Here is a 21,392-nt window from a genome sequence, read left to right as displayed (position 1 = left end):
ACCTGTCCGCCCCCGGAGAGAGGAACACCATGCACACCACCACGCCACACCGGACGCCCCGCGTCCTCGCGGTCCTCGCGGCCGCCGTGGCCCTCGCCGCAGGCGCCTTCGCGCCCTCGGCGTCCGCCGCGCCCGCCCCCGCCGCCGACGGGATGGCCACGGCCTGGGTCCGTGCCGCGCACCTCGTCCCCGGCATGGGGGAGATGACCATCAGCCTCGTGCCGTTCGCCGGTGCGGCGGCCGGCGACGTCACCAAGCCCGGTGTGCCGGAGGCCGACCAGCAGGACGGCGCCCGTGTCGTCGAGCCTGCTGCCGGTTACGGCACGGCGGGTGACTACCGCCAAGTCCCGCAGGGCCTGTACACCGTCACCGTCCGTCCTGCGGGCGCCGCGGCCGACGCCCCGCCGGTCCTCACCGGCACCGTCGACGCCAAGGCCGACCAGGCGTACACGCTGGCCGCGCTGGGCAGCAAGACCTCGCCGCGCATCCAGGTCCTCTCCGACGACCTGCGGCCGCCGAAGCCGGGGACCGCGAGCGTGCGGCTGCTCCCGGCGGCCACGCGTGCCTCGGCCGTCACCGTCGCCGCGCAGAACGGGCCGACGGTCGCCGACGACGCGAAGTTCGGCACCCCCACCGGGTACGCCGCGGTGCCCGACGGTCCGTGGACGCTCGACGTGAGCACCACGATGACGACCGGGGGACGCGCCATGCAGGGCAGCAGCACGACCGGCAAGGTCGACCTCGCGAGCGGGGGCGTCTACACGCTCCTCGTGCTCGACTCCTCGAGCGGCGACGGCGTCACCCTCAAGCCGGTCGTCGACGCGCAGGGCGTCGCGACCGCCCCGAAGGACGGGGTCCAGACCGGGGGTGGCGGCATGGCCACGCGCCCGGACGACCCGCGGCTGCTCGGGGGGCTCGGCCTCGCCGCGGCCGGTGCGTCCGTCCTCCTCGTCCTGGCCGCGCGTCGGCGCTCCTCCGTCCCGTCGACGCGCCGCGCCTGATGCGCTCCGTCCGGGGCCCGCTCGTGCTCGTCGGGGTCCTCTCCGTGGCGGTCGCCACGGTGCTGGCCCTCGTCGTCACCGGGTGGTCCCCCGACGGGGACGCCCCGCGGGCCGTCGCCCCGACCGCCGACCCGTCGGCCTCGGGGTCGGCGTTGCCCGCCGGACCCGACCTCGCCGCCCGCTTCGTCGACGCCTACGTCGACGCCGACGGGCGGGTGGTGCGCCGCGACCAGGGTGGTGACACCGTGAGCGAGGGTCAGGCCTACGCCCTGCTGCTCGCGGCCGCGGACGGTGACGAGCAGACCTTCGACCGGGTCTGGGGCTGGACCCGCGCGAACCTCCTGCGTCCCGACGGCCTGCTGTCGTGGACCTGGGCCGACGGCGCCGTCGTCGACGCCAACTCGGCCGCCGACGCCGACGTCGACGCGGCCCACGCCCTCGTGGTCGCCGGCGAGCGCTTCGACCGGTCCGACCTCACGGCGGCCGGGCGGACGCTCGCCACGGCCGTGCTCGACCACGAGACGGCGCAGACCTCGCTCGGCCGGGTGCTGCTCGCCGGGCAGTGGGCCGGCACCGAGCCCTACCGGGTCAACCCCAGCTACTCGGCTCCCGCGGCCTACGCCGTGCTGGGCCGGGCCACCGGGGACGCGCGCTGGGCGGAGGTCGCCGACGGAGACCGCGCCGTGCTCGGCGCCCTGCTCGACAAGGCGCCCCTCCCGCCGGACTGGGCGCAGGTGGGCCCGGACGGCGCGGTCGACGCGATGCCCCCGCCCGGGGGAGGCGACGTCGCCTACGGCCTCGACGCCCAGCGCGTCGCCGTCCGGTACGCGGTGTCGTGCGACGCCGGCGACCGCGCCCTCGTCGAGCGGCTCGGGGGTGCCCTCCCGCGGGCGAGCGCCGACGTCCGCGGGGTCTACGACCTCGGCGGCACCGCGACGGTCGACTGGCAGCATCCCGTGGCCCTCGTGTCGGCGGCCGCGGTCAGTGACGCCGAGGGCGACGCCGGCCCGGCCGGCGAGCTGCTCCGGGCGGCCGCCGACCTCGACACCCGCGCGAGCACCTACTACGGCGCGGCCTGGGCCGCCCTCGGGGAGGACCTCCTCGAGGACCCGACGACGCTCGGCATCACGTGCCGGCAGCAGGAGACCCGATGACCCTCGACACCACGCCCGTGACGTCCGCGCTCGTCGTCGTCCCGACCTACGACGAGCGGGAGTCCGTCGAGCGCGCGGTCACCCGGGTCCTCGCCGCCGACGCGCGCACCGAGGTGCTCGTCGTCGACGACGGGAGCCCCGACGGGACCGCCGACCTCGTCGCGGCGCTCGCCGCCGACGAGCCCCGGCTGCACCTGATGCGCCGCAGCGGCAAGGGCGGGCTCGGCAGCGCCTACCGCGCGGGGTTCGCCTGGGCGCTCGAGCGCGGCCATGACGCCGTCGTCGAGATGGACGCCGACCTGTCCCACCCCGCCGACCGGCTCCCGGCCCTGCTCGACGCCCTCGGTGACGCCGACCTCTCCATCGGTTCCCGCTGGGTGAAGGGCGGTGCGACAGAAGGCTGGCCGCTGTCCCGGCGACTGCTCTCCCGTGGCGGGAACCTCTACGTCCGCCTGATGCTCGGGCTCGGCGTCGGTGACGCGACCGCCGGCTTCCGCGCCTTCCGGCGCTCGGCGCTCGAGACGATCGACCCCGCGAGCCTGGCCAGCGAGGGCTACGCCTTCCAGATCGAGTCGACGTACGTCGCCCGCCGGCTCGGGCTGCGCCTCGCCGAGGTCCCGATCACCTTCACCGAGCGCGCCCAGGGCACCTCGAAGATGAGCGGTCGCATCGTCCTCGAGGCGCTGCTGCGGGTCACCGGCTGGGCGGTCGGGATCGGTCGGCCCCCGGCCTCCCGGCGCCGGGCGGTGCTCGCTCGCAGCGGGTCGGCCCCGGCGGTGGGACCGCTCGCGCGCGTCGCCGCGGTGCTCGCCGCGCTCCTGCTCGTCGGCGGGGTCGCGCTCGCGGCCCAGGCGGCGACGCACCCCGAGCCGGCGAGCCTGGCCCCGCTCCCCGCCCGCACCGGGGCGCCGTCGCCGACCGCGTCGGCCCCGGATGCCTCGGCGTCCGGCGGGGCGGGCGGGGCGGACGCGGCGCAGGGCGCGCCGGCCCGGGACGCCGGCTCGAACGACGCGTCCATCCCGGTGCCCGCCGCCGGCTCGGACACACCGGCGGCACAGCAGCCGGTCGCCATCCGCATCCCGGCCATCGGGGTCGAGTCGCGGCTCATCGACCTCGGCATCGCGAAGGACGGCACCATGCAGGTGCCCACCGACCCGGCGCTCGCGGGCTGGCTGACCGGGGCTCCGGCGCCCGGCGAGCGCGGCCCGGCGGTCATCGCCGGCCACGTCGACACCCACGAGGGACCGGCGGTGTTCTACCGGCTGCGCGAGCTCGAGCCCGGTGACGCCATCGAGGTCGAGCGGCGCGACGGCACGACGCTGACGTTCACGGTCCGCCGGCTGGAGAGCTTCGCGAAGGACGACTTCCCGACCGACCGCGTCTACGGCCCCGCCCCGGGCCCGGTGCTGCGCCTCATCACGTGCAGCGGGGACATCGACCCGGTGAGCGGGCACTACGTCGACAACACCGTGGTGTTCGCCTCCTGACCGTCCCGCGCCGTGCGGCTCAGGGGTCGGGGACGGCCTGGCTCGAGGCGGCGAAGTTGACGCTGATCCGCGGGCCCGACGCCGCGCCCTGCTTGGGGACGCAGTGCCGCCAGTCGGTCTGGCAGCGCCCACCCATGACGACGAGGTCGCCGCTCGCCGGGCGCAGCCGCCGGCTCGGACCGCCCTCGTACGGCCGGAGGAGGAAGTGCCTCGGCGCGCCGAGGCTGAGCACCGGGACGACGCACTCGCGCCGGCGGGCCGAGGCGCCGTCGCCGTGCCAGCCGGTGCTGTCGCGGTGGTCGCGGTAGAGGTTGAGCCAGAGCCGGTCGTAGTCGACCCCGTAGTGCTCGCCCAGCTCGCCGGCCAGCTCGCGCAACCTCGACGGTGCCGCGCGCGCGTCGGGGTACTCGGCGGTCAGCCGCGGCTCGGTGGCGACCTCGTCGTACATCCGGCGCCGCCGCTGCGTCCACCCGGGCAGGGCGAGCAGCTCGGCGAACAGGTCGTCGGCGCCGGCGAGCCAGCCCGGCACGTGCTCGACCCACGAGTGCTCGTCCAGACGCAGCCGCTGCGCCGCCGCGAACGACACCCCGGAGCGCGCCCGGTCGGCGCCGTCCTCGTCCCCGAAGAGGGGGAGGGGCACGTCGGTCATACCCCCACGACTACCAGCGGGCACCGACACCCGCCGGTCGGGTGCCGACGTGGTCAGCCCTGCGGGGTCTCCGGCGGGACGGCCCAGCCGCCGTCGTCCCGGATGGCCCGGACGATGCGTCGGCTGGCCTCGCGCAGCCCACGGGCCTGCGCCGCGGTGAGCCGGTCGAGCACCAGGTCGTGCACGAGCCGGACGTGCCCCGGCGTGGCCTGCTCGACCTTGTCACGCCCGGCGGCCGTCAGGGTGGCGAGGGTGTAGCGACCGTCCCGGGGGTCGGGCGACCGGCGCAGCCATCCGCGGGACTCCAGCCGGGTGGCCGCCCGGGACAGCCGCGAGAGCGTGCTGTTGGCGTACCCGGCGAGGACGCTCAGGCGCAGCTCCCCACCCTCGGCCTCCGCCAGCGCGTAGAGGACGCCGTACTCGAAGTGGGTGAGGTCGGCGTCCCGCTGGAGCTGCGCGTCGAGCGCCGCCGGCAGCCATTCCAGGACGGTGGCCAGCGCGGCCCAGGTCTCGAGCGCCTCGCCCGTGAGGCGCTGCGGGGCGGGGGAGTCCGGCATCCCTGCAGCCTACGCATCCGCAGCCGGTCCGCGGCCGTCATTGACTTGCCCGGGCAAGTCATCCGGCCTACATTGACTTGCTCAAGCAAGTGATTTCGGCCGGAGGCCGAGGACGGAGAAGAGCGTGGACCTGGACCTGGCCGGCAAGCGGGCGTTCGTCAGCGGTGCGACCCGAGGCATCGGGTACGCCGTCGCGCGAGGGCTGCTCGACGAGGGTGCGGAGGTGGTCGTCAACGGCCGGGACGAGCGGCGGGCGGCCGAGGCCGTCGAGCGGCTGCGCGCGCACCGCCCGGGCGGGCGGGTCAGCGGGATCGCGGCGGACCTCGCGGACGCCGCACAGGTGGAGGGGCTGATCGCGGCCCTCGGGTCGGTCGACGTCCTCGTCAACAACGTCGGGGTGTTCGAGGTCGCGCGCTTCGAGGACCTTCGCGACGAGGACTGGCTGCGGTACTTCGAGGGCAACGTCATGAGCGCGGTGCGCCTGTCGCGCAGCGTGATCGGGCCGATGCTCGAGCGCGGATGGGGGCGCATCGTCTTCGTCAACACCGAGTCCGCGGTCGACGTCCCTGCCGACATGCTGCACTACGGCGTCACCAAGGCCGGGGCGCTCGCGCTCGCCAACGGCCTGGCGAAGCTGACCCGAGGGAGCCGCGTGACGGTCAACACCGTCCTCGGCGGGCCGACGTGGTCCGACGGCGTCGCCGACGCGGTGGCGGAGGTGAGCCGGGCGCAGGGTGTGCCGGTCGACGACCTGCGCGCCGCGATCGTCGGGCCCGACCACCGCGGCCTCCTCCAGCGGTTCATCGAGCCCGACGAGATCGCCTCGCTCGTGCTCTACCTCGCGAGCCCGCGCTCCTCGGCGACGAACGGCGCAGCGCTGCGGGCCGACGGCGGGGCGCTGCCCACCATCGTCTGACGTGATGCTCCGCCGGGATGTCAGGTGGAGGAGGAGCGGCCGGCGTCCATCCGGCCGGCACGTGCGGGGTTGTCGCTGTCCGAACCCCTGGCGGCGCGCGGAAAGCCCGCAAGTGCGGGGTTGTCGCTGTCCGGACCCGCCAGAGACCGCGGAAAGCCCGCACGTGCGGGGTCGGTCGCGACGGCGACCGGCCCTGCGTGGGCATGCGCTCAGACCGGCTGGGGGGCCTCGGCCGCGAGGTGCGGCGCCACGAGGGCGGCGTAGCGCTCCTTCATCTCGCGGACGACCTGGTCCGGGTCGCGCGCCCAGACCTCGGCGTTGAAGATCTCGACCTCGACGTCCCCGGTGTAGCCCGCGCTCGCGACGGCGGCGGACCAGTGCGCGAAGTCGATGACGCCGTCGCCCATCATCCCGCGGGAGAGCAGGGCGTCCGCCGCGATCGGGAGGTTGAAGTCGCACACCTGGTAGGAGGAGATGCGGCCCTCGCGCCCGGCGCGCGCGACGGACTCCTCGGCCGCAGGGTCCCAGAAGACGTGGAAGGTGTCGACCACGACGCCGACCGCCGCCGGCGGGTGCGCGGCGGCGAGGTCGAGCGCCTGCTCGAGGGTCGACAGCACGGCGCGGTCGGCGGCGAACATCGGGTGGAGGGGCTCCAGGGCCAGGCGCACCCCGCGCGCCAGGGCGAGGGGCGCCAGCGCGTCGAGGCGCTCCGCGACCCGGTGTCGCGCCGCCACGAGGTCGCGGTCACCCTCCGGGAGCCCCCCGACGACCATGACGAGCTCGGGTGCACCCAGCGCGGCGGCCTCGTCGAGGGCCCGCTCGTTGTCGTCGAGCGCGGCGCGGACGCCGTCCGGGGAGGACGCCGTGAGGAAGCCGCCGCGGCACAGCGACGACACCCGCAGCCCCGCGCCGCGCACCCGGCGGGCGGCCTGCTCGACGCCGGCCTCCTGCACGCGGTCGCGCCAGAGGCCGACGGCTTCGAGCCCCGTGTCGGCGGCCAGCTCGACCACCTCGTCGAGGCTCAGCCGGTCGACGGTCTTGGAGTTGAGCGAGAGCCGGCGCTGGGCGTCACGCACCGGCACGCACCCCCATCACCGTGGACCACCCGTTGAACCGGTCCGCGGCCAGCGCGGGGTCGCGGAGCAGCCCGGCACGGTCGGCGAGGACGGTCAGGCGGGTCAGGTGCGCCACCGACCGGTTGCTCGCGAGGCCGCCGACCATCTGGAACCCGGGCTGGACCCCGTTGAGCCACGCGAGGAAGGCGATGCCGACCTTGTAGTGGTAGGTGGGTGCCTCGAACAGGTGCCGTCCGAGCTCGCGGGTGGAGTCGAGGATGCGCCGCGCCTCGGCCGGGTCGTCGTCGTCCAGGCGCTGGAGCGCCGCGGACGCCGCGGGCGCGATCGCCGCGAAGACACCGAGCAGGGCGTCCGAGAAGCGGCCGTCGTCGTCCGGGCAGACGAGCTCGGGGAAGTTGAAGTCGTCGCCCGTGTAGAGCCGGACCCCCTCCGGGAGGGCGGCCCGCAGCGCGCGCTCGTGGTCGGCGTCGAGGAGCGACACCTTCACCCCGTCCACCCGGTCGGCGTGGGCGCGCAGCAGCCCCAGGAAGGTCTGCGTGGCCGTCCCGACGTCCGTCGACCCCCAGTAGCCGGAGAGGGCCGGGTCGAACATCTCGCCGAGCCAGTGGAGGATGACCGGCCGCCGGGCGTGCTCCAGCACCGCCCCGTACACGTCGAGGTAGTCCCTGGCGGAGGAGGCGACGGCCGCGAGGGCCCGCGAGGCCATGACGATGACCGTCGCGCCCGCCTCCTCGACGACGCCGACCTGCTCGCGGTACGCCTCGACCACCCGGTCGAGCGGGTCCGCCGCGCCGACGAGGTGTGCGAGGTCGAGCTGGTCGGTGCCGGCCCCGGCGGCGATGCGCCCGCCCTCCTCCGCGGCCGCGGCGGCGGAGCGGCGGATCAGCTCGCGGGCGGCGGGCCAGTCGAGCCCCATCCCGCGCTGCGCCGTGTCCATCGCCTCGGCGACCCCGAGCCCCCAGGACCAGAGCTCGCGCCGGATGGCGATGGTCGCGTCCCAGTCGACCTGCGCCGGCGCCCCGGCGACGTTCTCGCCGTCGACGCGCGGCACCACGTGGGCCGCGGCGTAGGCGACGCGGGAGCGCAGCGGGGCCTCGGGCCTGGTCCACGTGGTCGCCGGCGAGAGCTCGTGCCGCCCCCCGTCGGGCAGGAGGAGGGCCGGCCTCACAGGGCGATCTCCGGGACGGCCAGCCGACGACCCTCCGCGGAGGAGCGCAGGCCGAGCTCGGCGAGCTGCACGCCCCGGGCGGCGCTCAGGAGGTCGTAGCGGTGGGGGCGGCGTGCGACGACGTCACGCAGGAACTCGGCCCACTGCAGCTTGAACCCGTTGTCGAGGTCGTCGTTGTCGGGCACCGGCAGCCACTGCTCCCGGAAGGGCTCGGCGACGGGCAGGTCGGGGTTCCAGACCGGCTTCGGGGTGGCGCTCGCCGGCTGGACGACGCAGGAGCGCAGCCCGGCGACGGCCGAGCCGTGGGTCCCGTCGACCTGGAACTCGACGAGCTCGTCGCGGCGCACCCGCACGGTCCACGACGAGTTGATCTGGGCGACGACGCCGCCCTCGACGTCGAAGGTGCCGTACGCCGCGTCGTCGGCCGTCGCGTCGTAGGGCCGGTCCTGCTCGTCCCAGCGCTGCGGGAGGTGGGTCACCGTGCGCGCGCTGACGGCCTCGACCCGCCCGAGGATCCCCTCGAGCACGTAGTTCCAGTGGCAGAACATGTCGACGGTGATGCCCCCGCCGTCCTCGGCGCGGTAGTTCCAGCTCGGGCGCTGCGCGCGCTGGTGCTCGCCGTCGAAGACCCAGTAGCCGAACTCCCCGCGCAGCGACAGGATGCGCCCGAAGAACCCCTCGTCGACGAGGCGGCGCAGCTTGACCAGGCCGGGCAGGTAGAGCTTGTCGTGCACGACGCCGACGGTGCGGTCGCTCGAGGCCGCGAGCCTGGCCAGCGCCACCGCCTCCTCGAGGGTCTCGGCGGTGGGCTTCTCCATGTAGACGTGCTTGCCGGCCGCGAGGGCCGCGCGGACCGCCGGGGCGCGCCGCGAGGTGACCTGCGCGTCGAAGTACACGTCGACGGTGTCGTCGGCGAGCACGGCGTCGACGTCGGTGCTCCACTCGGGCACGTCGTGGCGGGCCGCCAGCCGCGAGAGCTTCTCGCCGTCACGGCCGAGGAGGACGGGCTCGACCTGGACGCTGCTGCCGTCGGGCAGCGTGAGGCCCTCCTCCCGCAGCGCGAGGACGGACCGGACGAGGTGCTGGCGGTAGCCCATGCGTCCGGTGACGCCGTTCATGGCGATGCGGAGGGTCTTCGGGGTGTCGGACATCGGTGCTCCTTGGTGGAGGGTCTGGAGGGAGGAGGGGGAGCGGGAGCCGGTGTCAGTCGGCCTCGCCCGTGGTGCGCAGCAGGGCGCGCACCCGGGTCGTGAGGTCCTGGAAGACGGGGCTGGCCATCGTGTCGCCGTAGACGCGGTGCCGCGGGAGGTCGACGTCGAGGACCTCCATGATCCGGCCGGGCCGGGGACTCATGACGACGACGCGGTCAGCGAGGTAGACGGCCTCCGGCACCGAGTGCGTGACGAGCAGGACGGTGGTGCCGGTGCGCTCCCAGATGGCCCGCAGCTCGATGTTCATCCGCTCGCGGGTCAGGGCGTCGAGCGCCCCGAAGGGCTCGTCCATGAGGAGCACCTGCGGCTCGTGCAGCAGGGCCCGGCAGAGCGAGACCCGCTGCTGCATGCCCCCGGAGAGCTCGTGCGGCAACGCCTTCTCGAACCCGGACAGGCCGGTCATCTCGATGAGCTCGGCCGCCCGTCGTCGCGCCCGGCCCTTGTCGTGGCCGCGCATCTCGGACTGCAGGAGGATGTTGCCCTCGACGTCGCGCCACTCGAGGAGCGCGGCTCGCTGGAAGACGTAGCCGATGTCCTGGCGCGGCCCGGTGACCGGTGTGCCGTTGAGCTCGACCGTCCCGCGCGAGGCGCGGGTCAGCCCGCTGACCACCTTGAGCAGGGTCGACTTGCCGCAGCCCGACGGCCCGGCGATCGTCACGAACTCGCCCGGGGCGACGGTCAGCCCGACGTCCTCGAGCGCCGTCACCTCACCCCGGGGCGAGGCGAAGCGCACGTGCAGGTCGGAGACGTGGACGGTGGGGCGGGTCACGGTGCCGGAGGTGGACGGCTGGTCCGTCACGGTGGTCATCTGCTCCCTCATCCCTGCGGCTGGGCCGAGGCGTCGAAGTAGGTGTCGACGCTCTTGCCCGCGGCGACGAGGCCCGCGTCCGAGAGGACCTTGAGCGTCGACTCCCAGTCGGCGGTCGCGTTGACCCCCGGGGCGTCGCCCTCGGTCGCGTCGGTGTGCAGCAGCTCGCTCGTCTGTTTCCACTGCTCGAGGAGGACGTCGTCGGCCGGCATCTGCGGGTCCTTGCCCGACATCGCCTGCACCGCGGCCTCGGGCTGCTGCTCGGCCGCGGCGAACGCCTCGCTCGTCGCGGCGACGAGCTCCTTGACGAGGGCGGCGTCGTCGTCGAGGGTGCCCTGCGGCGCGATGAGGCCGGTGCTGAAGTAGTTGAGCCCGACGTCGGAGTAGCGCAGGTAGGTCATCTCCTTGCCGCTCTTCGCGGCGATGGTCGGGCCCTGGTCGTGCGCGAACCCGATGAGGCCGTCGACCTTGTCGGTGAGGACGGCGGCGATCTTGCCGGCCGGGTCGAGGTTCTGGGTCTTGACGGCCCCCTCGTCGACACCGGCCATCTTCAGGTAGGTCGGGAACATGACGGTCGGCGCGTCCCCGGCCGACACGGCGATGGTGTGGCCCGCGAGGTCGGCGGGGGAGGAGATGCCGGAGTCGGAGAAGACCTGGACGGACGACGGCGTCGTCTGGAGGAAGACCCCGACGCTCTTGACGCCGACGCCCTTGTCGATGTTGGCGAGCACCGCGGGGGTGTCGGCCCACCCGAAGTCCACCTGGTCGCTGCCGACGGCCTGCACGGTCTTGGTCGAGCCCTGGCCGGCCTTGATCTGCAGGTCGATGCCGTGCTTGGCGAAGATGCCCTCCTGCACGCCGTAGTAGAACGGGGCGTGCTCGCCGTAGGGGTACCAGTTGAGCATCAGGCTGACGGTGCGGGTGCCGTCGGCGGCGGTCGCGGAGGGGGCGTCGTCGCCGCTGCCGCAGGCGCCGAGACCGAGGGCGGCGACCGCGGCGGCGGCCAGGAGGGTCGTGCGGGTGCGCGAGGTCATGGTGGTCCTTCGGGAGAGAGAGGGGGTGGAGGTCAGAGCTGGACGGTGGAGCCGGCGGAGGAGCGCCGCGAGGAGTGCCACGGGATGACGAGCCGCTCGGCGACCTGCAGCAGGGCGAAGAGGGCCACCCCGAGCAGCGACATGATGATGAGCGCGACGAAGAGCGAGGCCGTGTCGACGTTGCCGTTGGCCTGGAGGATCACGTAGCCCAGGCCCGAGTTGGACCCGACGAACTCGCCGACGACGGCGCCGGTCACGGCGAGGGTCGCGGCCACCTTGAGGCCCGAGAACAACTGCGGCAGCGACGCGGGGAAGCGCACCTTGGCGAAGACCTTGAGCGGGTTCGCGCCCATCGTGGACGTGAGCTCGAGGACCTCGGGGTCCACCGACTTGAGGCCGGCGAGACCGGAGATGACGACCGGGAAGAACGCCATGAGGACGGCGACGACGACCTTGGGCGTCATCCCGAACCCGAGCCACACGACGAAGAGCGGCGCGATGGCGATCTTCGGGATGACCTGGGCGAAGAGGACGAGGGGGTAGAGGGTGCGCTCGAAGGAGGTCGAGTAGATCATCGCGACCGCGACGAGCTCGCCGACGACGACGGCGACGACGAAGCCGATGACGGTCTCGACGAGGGTGACCCAGGTGTTGGTCCCGAAGTAGGCGAGGTTGTCGGCGAAGGCCGCCCACGTGTCGCCGGGGGAGGGCACGAGGTACCCGGGCAGGCTCGAGGTCACCGACGTGAGGAGCCACCAGAGCACGAGGACCGCCGCGACGAACGCGGCGGGTCGGCCGTACGACCGCAGCAGGGTCCCCGTGCGCGGGGTGCGTGGCCGGGGTGCCGGCGGGGCGGGTCGGGCGAGCGTGGAATTCGTCGTCATTGGCGAAGGCTCCTGGGGTGACGGGAGCGCGGCTCCTGTTGCGGATAGCGCTTTCCCGAACGGTATGGTCTGCTCTGAGGCGTGTCAACCACGTCGTGGGACCCAGGTGGTCGCCCGACGACCACCGACCCAGCACACTGGGCTCGGCCAGCGACGACGAAAGGGGCCACGATGGCGACGACGCTGCAGGAGGTCGCGCGGAGTGCCGGCGTCTCCCTCGCCACGGCCTCCCGCGTCCTCAACGGGTCCGATCGCCATCCCGGCCCGGAGATCGCCTCCCGCGTCCGCGCCGCCGCCGAGTCGCTGGGCTACGTCCCGCACGCCCAGGCGCAGGCCCTCGCGCGGGCGACGAGCGACCTCGTCGGGCTCGTCGTCCACGACATCGCCGACCCGTACTTCTCGACGATCGCCGGCGGTGTCCAGTCGGTCGCGCAGCCCTTGGGCAAGCAGACCCTCCTCGCGAGCACCGGCCGCGACCCGCAGCTCGAGACGGCCGCGGTGCGCTCCCTCGCCGCGCAGCGCACCCAGGCGATCATCCTCGCGGGCTCCCGACGGCGCAGCGCCGACGGCGCCCACCGCGACCTCGTCGCGGCCTGCCGGATGTACGAGCGCAACGGCGGTCGCCTGGCGTTCGTCGGGCAGCAGTTCGAGGGGTTCCCGGCCGTCGTGCCGGACAACGCCGGGGGTGCCCGCCGCCTGGCCCGGGCCCTCGTCGAGACCGGGCACCGGCGGTTCGCCGTCGTCGAGGGCCCGCGCTGGCTGCGCACCTCGGTCGACCGCGCGGACGCCTTCCGTCGGGAGGTCGGGCCGGAGCGGGTCGCGTGGTCGGTCCGCGGCGACTTCTCGCGCGCGGGTGGCTACGACGCCGTGCGCTCGGTCCTCGAGGGTGGTGACGACCCCGGGCCCCTGTGCGTCTTCGCGGTCTCCGACGTCATGGCGCTCGGGGTCCTCGCCGCGTGTCGCGACCTCGGGCTGCGGGTGCCCGAGGACGTCGCCGTTGCCGGCTTCGACGACATCCCGACGTTGCTCGACGTGACCCCCACGCTCACCACCGTGGCGCTGGACCTGCGCGCCATCGGTGCCCGGGCCGCCGAGCTCGCGCTGGACGGCGCCGGGTCGGCCCGCCGGGTGTCCGTCGCGGCGGAGGTGCGGTTGCGCGACAGCACCGCGCTCAGGGGCTGACGTGCAGCTCAAGGCCGCCGCGGGCCACGCCCCGCGGCCGCGCAGGGTCGTCGTCGCGTCGGACAAGTTCAAGGGTTCGCTCTCGTCCGACGGTGTGGGAGAGGCGGTCCGGCGCGGCCTGCTGTCGGTCCGACCCGATGTCGAGGTTGACGTCGTCCCCGTCGCGGACGGCGGTGACGGCACCCTCGCGGCCGCGGTGGCGGCGGGCTACGAGCTGGTGCCGGTGACCGCGGCCGGACCCACCGGAGAGCCGGTGGCGACCGCCTACGCCCGTCAGGGTGACCGGGCCGTCGTCGAGCTCGCGCACACCAGCGGCCTGGCGCTGCTGCCCGGGGGTCGACCGGCCCCGTGGACGGCGACGACGCGCGGCACCGGCGAGGTGCTCGCCGCGGCCCTCGACGCCGGGTGCCGCGACATCTGCCTCGGCGTCGGCGGCAGTGCGAGCACCGACGGCGGCGCCGGCCTTCTCCTCGGGCTGGGCGCCGGCCTCGTCGGCGCCGACGGCGCGCCCGTCCCCGACCCGGGTGCCCGGCCCGACCGGGTCGCGGCCCTCGACCTGCGGACGCTGCACCCGGGGCTGTCCGAGGCCCGCCTGGTGCTGGCGTGCGACGTCGACAACCCGCTGCTCGGACCGCGCGGTGCGGCAGCGGTGTACGGCCCCCAGAAGGGTCTGCGTCCCGACGACCTGCCGGTCGTGGAGCGCGCGCTGGAGGCGTGGGCGGACGTGGTCGACGCGGCCACCGGGACCGACCACCGGGCCACGCCGGGGGCCGGCGCCGCGGGCGGTGTGGGCTTCGCCGTCCTCGCGGCGCTGGGCGCCGAGGTCCGGTCCGGCGTGGAGGTCGTCCTCGAGCTGGTCGGGATCGACGAGCGGCTGCGCGGCGCCCCGCTCGTCGTGACGGGGGAGGGGGCGCTCGACGTGCAGACCCTCGCGGGCAAGGCCCCCGCCGGGGTCGCGGCGCGGGCGCGCGCCGCGGGGTGCGACGTCGTCGCGGTCTGTGGCGCACGGCAGCTCGACGAGGCCGGGCTGCGCTCGATGGGGGTGGGTGCGGCGTACGCGCTGCTCGACATCGAGAGCGACCTCGCCCGGTGCCTCGCGGAGCCGGAGGCGCTGCTCGAGGAGCTCGGCCGCACCATCGCCCGCGCCCACCTCTGACGAGCGCCTCGGCGCCGGTGGCGGGCGGGCGGCGCGTGGGCCGCCGGGCGTGCCTGTCGAGACGTCCCTTGCCATCGGCCGTGGTGACGCCTACTGTGCGGAAAGCGCTTCCCGCCGCAGGGGACCATCGCGGGGCGTGATCCGATCGACAATGACGTTGAGAGGCACCACATGCGACCAGCTGCCCGATCGCCACACGAAGAGACTGTGCGGCAACAGAATCCACGACGGCGGGGACGGATGCGCGCGGTCGCCTCCGTCGCGTCGGCCGCCGTGGTCGCCACGACCTTCCTCGGGGGAGGACCCGCCGCGGCCGCCGACGGCGAGTTCACCGAGCTGCTCGGCTTCGAGCAGTACGAGCGGTCCGCGCTCGACGGGCAGGACGGCTGGACCGCCTCGAAGGCGGCCCGGGTCGTCGCCGACCCGCTGAACGCCAACAACCAGGTCCTCGAGATGGTGGGTGGCGGCCAACGGGCATCGCGCGCGGTGCCTGGGATCGACGAGGGCGACACGGGGACGGTGTTCTTCCGGATGCTGCGCACCGGCACGGTCGACACCTCGTACGGCATCACCGACGTCGACGCGCCCACGGACTACTCGCAGAGCCGGGCGTACGTCAACAACCAGAGCAACGACACCCTCCTCGTGCGGGACGGGGGAAAGTTCACCGCCGCCGGCACCTGGGCCGAGAACACGTGGCAGTGCGTCTGGATCGTCGCCGACAACGCGTCCGACACCGTGGCGGTCTACAGCCAGGGCGGCCCGTACGAGGAGCGCACCCGGCTGCCCGAGGGCGCCGAGCGCCAGTTCGGGTTCCGGCAGGGCGTCTCCACGCCGCTGGACCGGTTCTTCTGGATCAACGGCGCGCGCAGCGACGGCGGTCTGATGCTGGACGACGTCGCCGTCGACCCCGCGGGGGAGAACCTGGCGATCCCGACCGGCAACCCGGGCGACTGTGCAGCGGCCGACGACGCGCAGGTGCCGCTGGTCAACCCGCTGCCGGACCCGCAGACCTCGACGCTCGGCGTCGAGCTCGAGGAGCTGGCGCAGCTCCCCGAGTCACACACGACCCCCGAGACGCAGGACCAGCGACTGGTGCGGCACAACCGGATCACGCACCTCGACGAGATCCCGGACGGCTCCGGCCGGCTCATGGTGCCCGACAACAACGGCACGCTGTACACCGTCGACAAGGCGAGCGGCGCGTACACCGCCTACCTCGACGTGCGCCAGGAGTTCATCGACAACTTCCACAACAGCGCGGGCCTCGGCACCGGCCTCGGGGCCGCCGAGTTCCACCCGGACTTCGCCGAGAACGGCCTCTTCTACACGGTCCACACCGAGGCGGGCACCGCCCTCACCGAGGACACGCCCGACTTCCCCGCCTTCGGGACCACCGGCTTCCACAGCGTCCTCACGGAGTGGAAGGCCGACGACCCGACGGCCGCCGTCTTCTCCGGCACCCACCGCGAGGTGATGCGCGTGCCGTTCAACGGGCGGGTCCACACGGTGCAGCAGATCTCGTTCAACCCGACGGTCGACCGGGGTGACCCCGACTACGGGATGCTCTACGTCCTCGCCGGCGACGGCGGGAACGGCGTCGGCAACGGCAACCCGCAGGACGTCACCACCCCGCAGGGCACGATCATGCGGATCGACCCGCTCGGCCGGGACAGCGAGAACGGGCGGTACGGCATCCCCGACGACAACCCGTTCCTCGACACCGCGGGCGCGCTGCCCGAGCTGTACGCCATCGGGATGCGCGACCCGCACCGCATCAGCTGGGACCCCGAGGGTGACCACACGATGTACCTCGGGCACATCGGCGAGTGGCAGGTCGAGTCGATCTACGCCGTGGAGCCGGGCGACGACTTCGGGTGGTCCGAGCGCGAGGGCCCGTTCCGGGCCGACAACCGGCAGATCTACCCGCTCCCGGACGACGACGCGGCGAAGGGCTACACCTACCCGGTCGCCGCGTACGACCACAACCGTGACCCCGGGCAGACCGGGGACGCCGGCGTCGCGAACAACGGCGGCTTCGTCTACCGCGGCAGCATCCCCGAGCTGCAGGGGCGGTACCTGTTCACCGACCTCGTCCGGGGCTGGGTGCTCTCGACCCGGGCCGAGGAGATGCAGCGCAACGACGGCGACGTCGAGGACCTCGCGCCCATCGAGCGGCTGCGGGTCTTCGCGGACGGGAAGCAGACGACGTTCCAGGACCTCGTCGGCGACGCCCGCGTCGACCTGCGCTTCGGCTCCGACGCCGACGGCGAGCTGTACCTCATCTCGAAGGCGAACGGGAAGATCTGGAAGGTCACCGGTGCCCATCGGGCCACGGCGTCGTCGCCGGTCGTCCTCCCCGACCTCGCCGGTGACGTCGTCGCGCACTACGACTTCGACCACCCGGTCGACGGCATGCCGACAGACGAGGCGGACCAGGGCCTGTCGGGCACCGACATCCGGCTCGTCAACGGTGGCGTGGAGATGCGCGTCGCCGACCGGGCCTACCCGACCGCGGGAGAGGCGCTCCAGACCCAGCAGATGAACCCGACCACCCAGGGCAACGACGACTGGAAGGCGGGGGTGTACGACGAGGACGGAGTCGCGAGCCTCGGCGCCTTCGCCCAGACCGGGCAGGCGGCCGTCATGGGCTGGTTCAAGCGGACGGGCGACGCCCTGCCGGGGCTGAACTCCGGCACCGCCGACCCCGACGACCGCTACAACGCCGTCGGCCTGGCCGGCGTGCTGACCGGTGACTCCGAGGGACACAACGTCCGGGCGCTCCTCGAGGTCATCACCGTCGACGGCGAGCTCCGCCTCGTGGCCCTCGGCCGACGCGTCGACGGTGCCGGCAGCTGGACGTTCGCCGCGGACCAGCCGTGGGACGAGATCCTCGCCCGGAACACCTGGGTCCACCTCACCGCCACGTTCGACTTCGCAGCGGGCGAGATGAAGCTCTACCGGAACGGCCATGAGCTCGCCGGGCGCTACACCGCGTCCAACCCGTGGGGTGCCGGAGCGACCTCCGACACGACGCCGCGGGGCATCAAGATCGGCGGCAGCTACCCGCAGAACACCAAGGAGTTCAACCCCTTCACCGGTCGGATGGACGACCTGATGTTCCTCGACACCGCGCCGACACCGGAGCAGGTGGCGGCCCAGTACGCGCGGTTCGGCGCACAGGCCCAGGAGCCGCCGACCCCGCCGTCCTGCACGCCGTCCGGGACGACGATCACCGACGTCATGGCCGCGGACGACTGGGCGCCGAGGACACCGTCGAAGTGGGACTTCCCGGGTGACCAGGTGGTGCTCACGGAGCCGGGGACGGACCCCGGCGACGGCATCCGCCGTCCGTTCGAGTACGCGACGCTCACGGCCGGACCGGAGCCGGGGTCGTTCGACCTCTCGGCCGAGGTGCGGATCGACGAGCCGGCCGACGTGAACAACAGGGACGTCATCGTGGTCTTCGGGTGGCAGTCCGACACGGAGTACTACTACGCCCACCTGTCGCAGGACAACACGATCTACCCGCACAACGGCATCTTCAAGGTCGACGGCAAGGTCCGGGAGCGGATCGACGACCAGTGGGACGGCAGCATCGGCGCTCCGCCGGCCATCACCGACGAGGAGTGGCACGACGTGCGCGTCGTCCGGTGCGTCGACAGCGGCGACATCGCCGTGTACCTCGACGGTGTCGACACTCCGCTGCTCACGGCGAACGACACGACGTTCGACCACGGGCGGGTCGGGTTCGGCTCGTTCGACAACTACGGCCGGATCCGCGACCTCACCGTGAAGGCCACGCCCCAGGACTCCACGCCGCCGAGCGTGACGGTCAAGGACGGTGAGGGCTTCACGGTGGGTCGGGACGGGACGTACTCGAAGGTGTCGTTCAAGCTCCACGACACCGACGGCACGGTCGACCGGCTCACCCTCAACGGGGTGGCCAAGGACCTCAGCGACAACGCCTGGTCGGACCTGAACGGCGTCGTACCGGGCCGGTTCGGCGCGGTCGAGGGAGCCAACACCCTCGTCGTGTACGACACCGCCGGCAACGCCACGACGGTGCAGTTCACCCTGGACGTCACCGCCCCCACGGTGACGGTCAAGGACGGTGCGGAGTTCACCGACGCCGTCAACGCCAGGAAGAGCCGCTACCGGATGGTGTCGTTCACGCTCCACGACACCGGCACGGTCGACCGGCTGACCCTCAACGGGGTCGGCAAGGACCTCAGCGACAACGCGTGGTCGGACCTGAACCACGTGCGGATCGGTGCCTACGGCGCGGTCAAGGGTGAGAACACCCTGGTCGTCTCCGACGTCGCGGGCAACACCACCACGGTGCAGTTCACCCTGCGCCCGAGCAAGGAGTAGCAGGCACACCGGCGGGCGGGGTGGCGGACCACGGGTCCACCACCCCGCCCGTCCGTGGGGCCGGGGCCACGCCGTCAGCCCGGGACGGCCGCCTGTGGGCTCGCGGGGTCAGCGACCGCTCTCCGAGACCTCGACCTCGTCGCCCACCGAGCCGACGTACCCGTCGGCCCCGGCGAACACGAAGCGGTAGGTGGAGTCGACGTCGCGGTCGATACGGGCCCACACCCAGCCGTCGTCGTTGGTCTCGAGGGTGTCCTCGGTCGTCCAGGTGGACGAGCCGTCGACCCGGCGCTGCAGGGTGACGGTCCGGCCGTCGAGGCGGTCGCTGGCGGGGGTCGTCAGGCGCCCGACGACGAGCGGGTGGCGACGTCCGTCGGTGAGGCGGCTGCTGAGCCGGGTCACGGTCGTCAGCGTCGTGGTCCCGGTCGTCGGCTTCGCGGTGCTCGAGCCGGCGAACGTGAAGCGGACGACGGTCGGCGTCTCGGGCGCCTGGGTCCAGGCCACGCGGCCGGCGGAGTCGGTCGTCGCCGTCCGCACGGTCCTGAACTGGGTCGAGCCGAGGTCGCGGGTGTCGATGCTCACGCGCGCGTTGGCCACGGCCTTGCCCGTGCTCTTGACGCGCAGGGTGAACGTCGCCGTCCGCGGCCAGGTGCCGGTGACGGAGAGCGATCCCGTGGTGACCGCCGGGGCCGGCGGGGCCGGGGGCTTCGGTGCAGGCGGCTTGGGGGCCGGCGGCTTCGGCGCGGGCGGCGGCGGGGTGGGCAGGGCGGTCCCGAAGAACTGCCAGTGCCACGGCTCGGGGTTCGAGCCCTTGGCCACGGCCCAGGTGGGCTGCGCCCATCCGTACTTGCGGCCGACGCTGGCCATCCACTTGTAGCGGGCGCCGCTGTACGCGCCGACGCCGCAGCCGAGGTCGACGGCCAGACCCCAGCCGTGGGTGGAGGTGCCGGGCTTGGCCGCGCGCGGCGACCCGTACTTCTTGAAGAGCGCGACCTGCTTCGTGTACGAGCGGTACGCGTCGTTGATGCAGAGGTTGGCGCCGAAGCGGGCCTTGTAGGCCGTGTTGAGCGAGGTGAGCTTGCGCGTCGCGTCGCAGCGCAGGCTGTCGGTCCTGTCCCAGGGGATGGCGCACAGCGCGGACGCGGGGATCTTGCCGTTGGTGTGGCCGCCCCACCCGAGGGAGGAGCCGGCGGCGGTGGCGGTGGGCGCGGCGGCGGTGGCGAGGCCGAGCGCGAGCAGGGGGACGGCGAGCAGGGTGGTGGGTCGTCTGAGGGCGGACATTCGGGCACGTTCCTTCCGGGTGGGCCGCCTACGGAACGTGACCTGTCGGGTTGGGACGCCGGTGCGCCCCGCCCTCGTGAGAGGACTTCACCCCGAGGAGCGACTCCATGTGCCTGGGCGCCCCGCCCCCACCATCACAGGGATCGCGAGGGCCCCGGGTGCTGGTGGGGTTCGGCGACACCCGGGCCGGTCGGAGCAGGGGTTCCGGCCGACGATGGTCCTCGACCAACGACGCTACGAGCGGGTCCCGGCGCGCGGGCGGGACCGGGCGGCGGGTGGGCCGAACGGCCCATCGGTTCACCCGTTCAGCCCTCTGACCATTGCCGATGCGGAGCACGGCGGGTGCGCGCAGCGGGCGCGACGCCTCGCACGGCACGGCCGGCGCGGTCTCGCCGGCCGCGTCGACGGACCCCGCGGCGTAGGGTCGCCGGATGGCGCGCGACCCGGCACCCGGCCCCCGGACGGAGGGGGACGCGCCGGTCCCGGACGGGCTCGCGTGGCACTACACCGACGGCCCTGGGCTGCTCGCGATCCTCTCCTCCAACACGTTGTGGGCCACCGCCGCACCGTTCCTCAACGACCGCGAGGAGGTCGCGCTCGGCGGCCGGATGGTCGTCGAGCGGATGCTCGAGGCGGGCGCGGCACACGGGGGAGTCGCGGCCGAGCTCGCGGACCGGGTGCGCGAGGCGACGGCGCACGGCGAGGGCCCGGGCGCCGGCAGCGCGTTCATCCTCAGCGCGAGCAGCTCGCCCGACTCGCTCGCGATGTGGCGGCTGTACGGCGGGGCGAAGGAGTCCTACGCGATCGGGCTCGACCCCGCGCAGCCCCTCGTCGCGCTGGCCCGCGACGACGTCGACCTCCGGCCGGGCCGCGACGGCGAGGTCCACCTGCGCCGGCACGGCTGGCAGCCGGTGCGCTACCGGCGGGAGGAGCAGCTCGAGCTCGTCGACGCGGCGCTCGCGCTGCTCGGCGACCTCGCGGGCGGTCCGGCGGCGCCCTTCGCGCGGCGCCCGCCCGACGACGGCACCGAGCCCGAGCTCACCCCGGCCCTGCGCGAGCACCTGGCCCGCCACCTCGAGCCCTTCCTCGACGCCCTCCAGGAGGCGCTGCTCCTCGTCAAGCACGAGGGCTTCGCGGACGAGCGCGAGACCCGCTACGCCGTCATGCTGCTCACCCGGCCGGGCGAGGCGAGCCGGCTCGTCGAGGCCTCGCTCCTGTCCTACCGTGCCTCCGCGTACGGCATCGCGCCCTACCTCCGGCTCACCGGGACCGACCCGGACCGGCCGGACGCCCCGGTGGCGACGCGACCCTCCCTGCTCCCGATCCGCGCGGTCGCGGTGTCGCCGTCCCCCAACGGCAGCGAGGCGACGGCGTCGGTGCGCACGCTCCTCCTCTCGCACGGCCACGACGTGCCGGTGCGGCGCTCGGCCATCCCCTTCCGGTCCTGACGCGCC

Annotated in this window: 17 protein-coding genes; 8 read left to right on the top strand and 9 right to left on the bottom strand. The window is 74.2% G+C overall.

Annotated elements, in window-relative coordinates:
- Positions 1-29 precede the first annotated feature (29 nt).
- Genes J3473_RS13970 through J3473_RS19745 form a run of 3 tightly spaced genes read left to right on the top strand, consistent with a single transcriptional unit; the run spans position 30 to position 3,642 of the window.
- Positions 30-1,001, top strand: coding sequence for a DUF4397 domain-containing protein (locus J3473_RS13970; protein ID WP_207024356.1), 972 nt, complete (start codon positions 30-32; stop codon positions 999-1,001).
- Positions 1,001-2,155 carry a glycosyl hydrolase family 8 gene (locus J3473_RS13965; RefSeq protein ID WP_207024355.1) on the top strand — a complete coding sequence of 385 codons (1,155 nt, stop codon included), beginning with the start codon at positions 1,001-1,003 and terminating at the stop codon, positions 2,153-2,155. The genes J3473_RS13970 and J3473_RS13965 overlap by 1 nt, the downstream gene beginning before the upstream one ends.
- Positions 2,152-3,642 (top strand): class F sortase, encoded by a 1,491-nt coding sequence (locus J3473_RS19745; protein WP_207024353.1) that lies wholly within the window; start codon positions 2,152-2,154, stop codon positions 3,640-3,642. Before J3473_RS13965 ends, J3473_RS19745 begins: the two co-directional genes overlap by 4 nt.
- A gap of 19 nt (positions 3,643-3,661) precedes the next feature.
- On the opposite strand, the gene J3473_RS13955 is transcribed toward J3473_RS19745, so the two are convergent.
- Both J3473_RS13955 and J3473_RS13950 read right to left on the bottom strand, forming a co-directional pair.
- Positions 3,662-4,291 (bottom strand): alpha-ketoglutarate-dependent dioxygenase AlkB, encoded by a 630-nt coding sequence (locus J3473_RS13955; protein WP_207024351.1) that lies wholly within the window; start codon positions 4,289-4,291, stop codon positions 3,662-3,664.
- Between the two features lie 53 nt (positions 4,292-4,344).
- Positions 4,345-4,848, bottom strand: a complete 504-nt coding sequence (locus J3473_RS13950) for a MarR family winged helix-turn-helix transcriptional regulator (RefSeq protein WP_207024348.1) — start codon at positions 4,846-4,848, stop codon at positions 4,345-4,347.
- 124 nt (positions 4,849-4,972) lie between these two features.
- On the opposite strand from J3473_RS13950, the gene J3473_RS13945 reads away from it, so the two are divergent.
- Positions 4,973-5,764, top strand: a complete 792-nt coding sequence (locus tag J3473_RS13945; protein ID WP_207024346.1) for an SDR family NAD(P)-dependent oxidoreductase — start codon at positions 4,973-4,975, stop codon at positions 5,762-5,764.
- A gap of 209 nt (positions 5,765-5,973) precedes the next feature.
- Here J3473_RS13945 and J3473_RS13940 read toward each other — a convergent pair whose 3' ends face one another.
- Genes J3473_RS13940 through J3473_RS13915 form a run of 6 tightly spaced genes read right to left on the bottom strand, consistent with a single transcriptional unit; the run spans position 5,974 to position 11,945 of the window.
- Entirely contained in the window at positions 5,974-6,840 is an 867-nt protein-coding gene (locus J3473_RS13940) for a sugar phosphate isomerase/epimerase (RefSeq protein ID WP_207024344.1), read from the bottom strand.
- Positions 6,833-8,008, bottom strand: coding sequence for a dihydrodipicolinate synthase family protein (locus J3473_RS13935; RefSeq protein ID WP_207024342.1), 1,176 nt, complete (start codon positions 8,006-8,008; stop codon positions 6,833-6,835). Before J3473_RS13935 ends, J3473_RS13940 begins: the two co-directional genes overlap by 8 nt.
- Positions 8,005-9,159: a Gfo/Idh/MocA family protein gene (locus J3473_RS13930; RefSeq protein ID WP_207024340.1), complete on the bottom strand. Its 1,155-nt coding sequence runs from the start codon at positions 9,157-9,159 to the stop codon at positions 8,005-8,007. The genes J3473_RS13935 and J3473_RS13930 overlap by 4 nt, the downstream gene beginning before the upstream one ends.
- A gap of 52 nt (positions 9,160-9,211) precedes the next feature.
- On the bottom strand, positions 9,212-10,027 hold the full coding sequence (locus tag J3473_RS13925; protein ID WP_207024338.1) for an ABC transporter ATP-binding protein: 816 nt from the start codon (positions 10,025-10,027) through the stop codon (positions 9,212-9,214).
- A gap of 8 nt (positions 10,028-10,035) precedes the next feature.
- Positions 10,036-11,061, bottom strand: a complete 1,026-nt coding sequence (locus J3473_RS13920; RefSeq protein ID WP_207024336.1) for an ABC transporter substrate-binding protein — start codon at positions 11,059-11,061, stop codon at positions 10,036-10,038.
- Positions 11,062-11,093: 32 nt separating this feature from the next.
- On the bottom strand, positions 11,094-11,945 hold the full coding sequence (locus tag J3473_RS13915) for an ABC transporter permease (protein ID WP_207024334.1): 852 nt from the start codon (positions 11,943-11,945) through the stop codon (positions 11,094-11,096).
- A gap of 171 nt (positions 11,946-12,116) precedes the next feature.
- Between J3473_RS13915 and J3473_RS13910 the strand changes: the two genes are divergently transcribed.
- The 3 genes from J3473_RS13910 to J3473_RS13900 all read left to right on the top strand — a co-directional run bounded on the left by J3473_RS13910 (position 12,117) and on the right by J3473_RS13900 (position 18,657).
- Positions 12,117-13,127, top strand: coding sequence for a LacI family DNA-binding transcriptional regulator (locus J3473_RS13910; RefSeq protein WP_207024332.1), 1,011 nt, complete (start codon positions 12,117-12,119; stop codon positions 13,125-13,127).
- Position 13,128: 1 nt separating this feature from the next.
- Complete coding sequence (locus tag J3473_RS13905; protein ID WP_207024330.1) at positions 13,129-14,283, top strand: glycerate kinase; 1,155 nt, start codon at positions 13,129-13,131, stop codon at positions 14,281-14,283.
- Positions 14,284-14,523: 240 nt separating this feature from the next.
- Positions 14,524-18,657: a PQQ-dependent sugar dehydrogenase gene (locus J3473_RS13900; protein WP_207024328.1), complete on the top strand. Its 4,134-nt coding sequence runs from the start codon at positions 14,524-14,526 to the stop codon at positions 18,655-18,657.
- 108 nt (positions 18,658-18,765) lie between these two features.
- On the opposite strand, the gene J3473_RS13895 is transcribed toward J3473_RS13900, so the two are convergent.
- The gene (locus J3473_RS13895; protein ID WP_207024326.1) at positions 18,766-19,938 is read right to left on the bottom strand and encodes a M15 family metallopeptidase; all 1,173 of its coding nucleotides are present in this window, start codon (positions 19,936-19,938) and stop codon (positions 18,766-18,768) included.
- A gap of 431 nt (positions 19,939-20,369) precedes the next feature.
- Between J3473_RS13895 and J3473_RS13890 the strand changes: the two genes are divergently transcribed.
- Positions 20,370-21,386, top strand: a complete 1,017-nt coding sequence (locus tag J3473_RS13890; RefSeq protein WP_207024324.1) for a hypothetical protein — start codon at positions 20,370-20,372, stop codon at positions 21,384-21,386.
- The last annotated feature ends 6 nt before the right edge of the window (positions 21,387-21,392 follow it).

It is taken from the genome of Phycicoccus sp. DTK01 (assembly GCF_017312765.1).
Lineage (GTDB): Bacteria > Actinomycetota > Actinomycetes > Actinomycetales > Dermatophilaceae > Phycicoccus > Phycicoccus jejuensis.
This window is presented reverse-complemented; position numbering and strand designations above follow the sequence as displayed.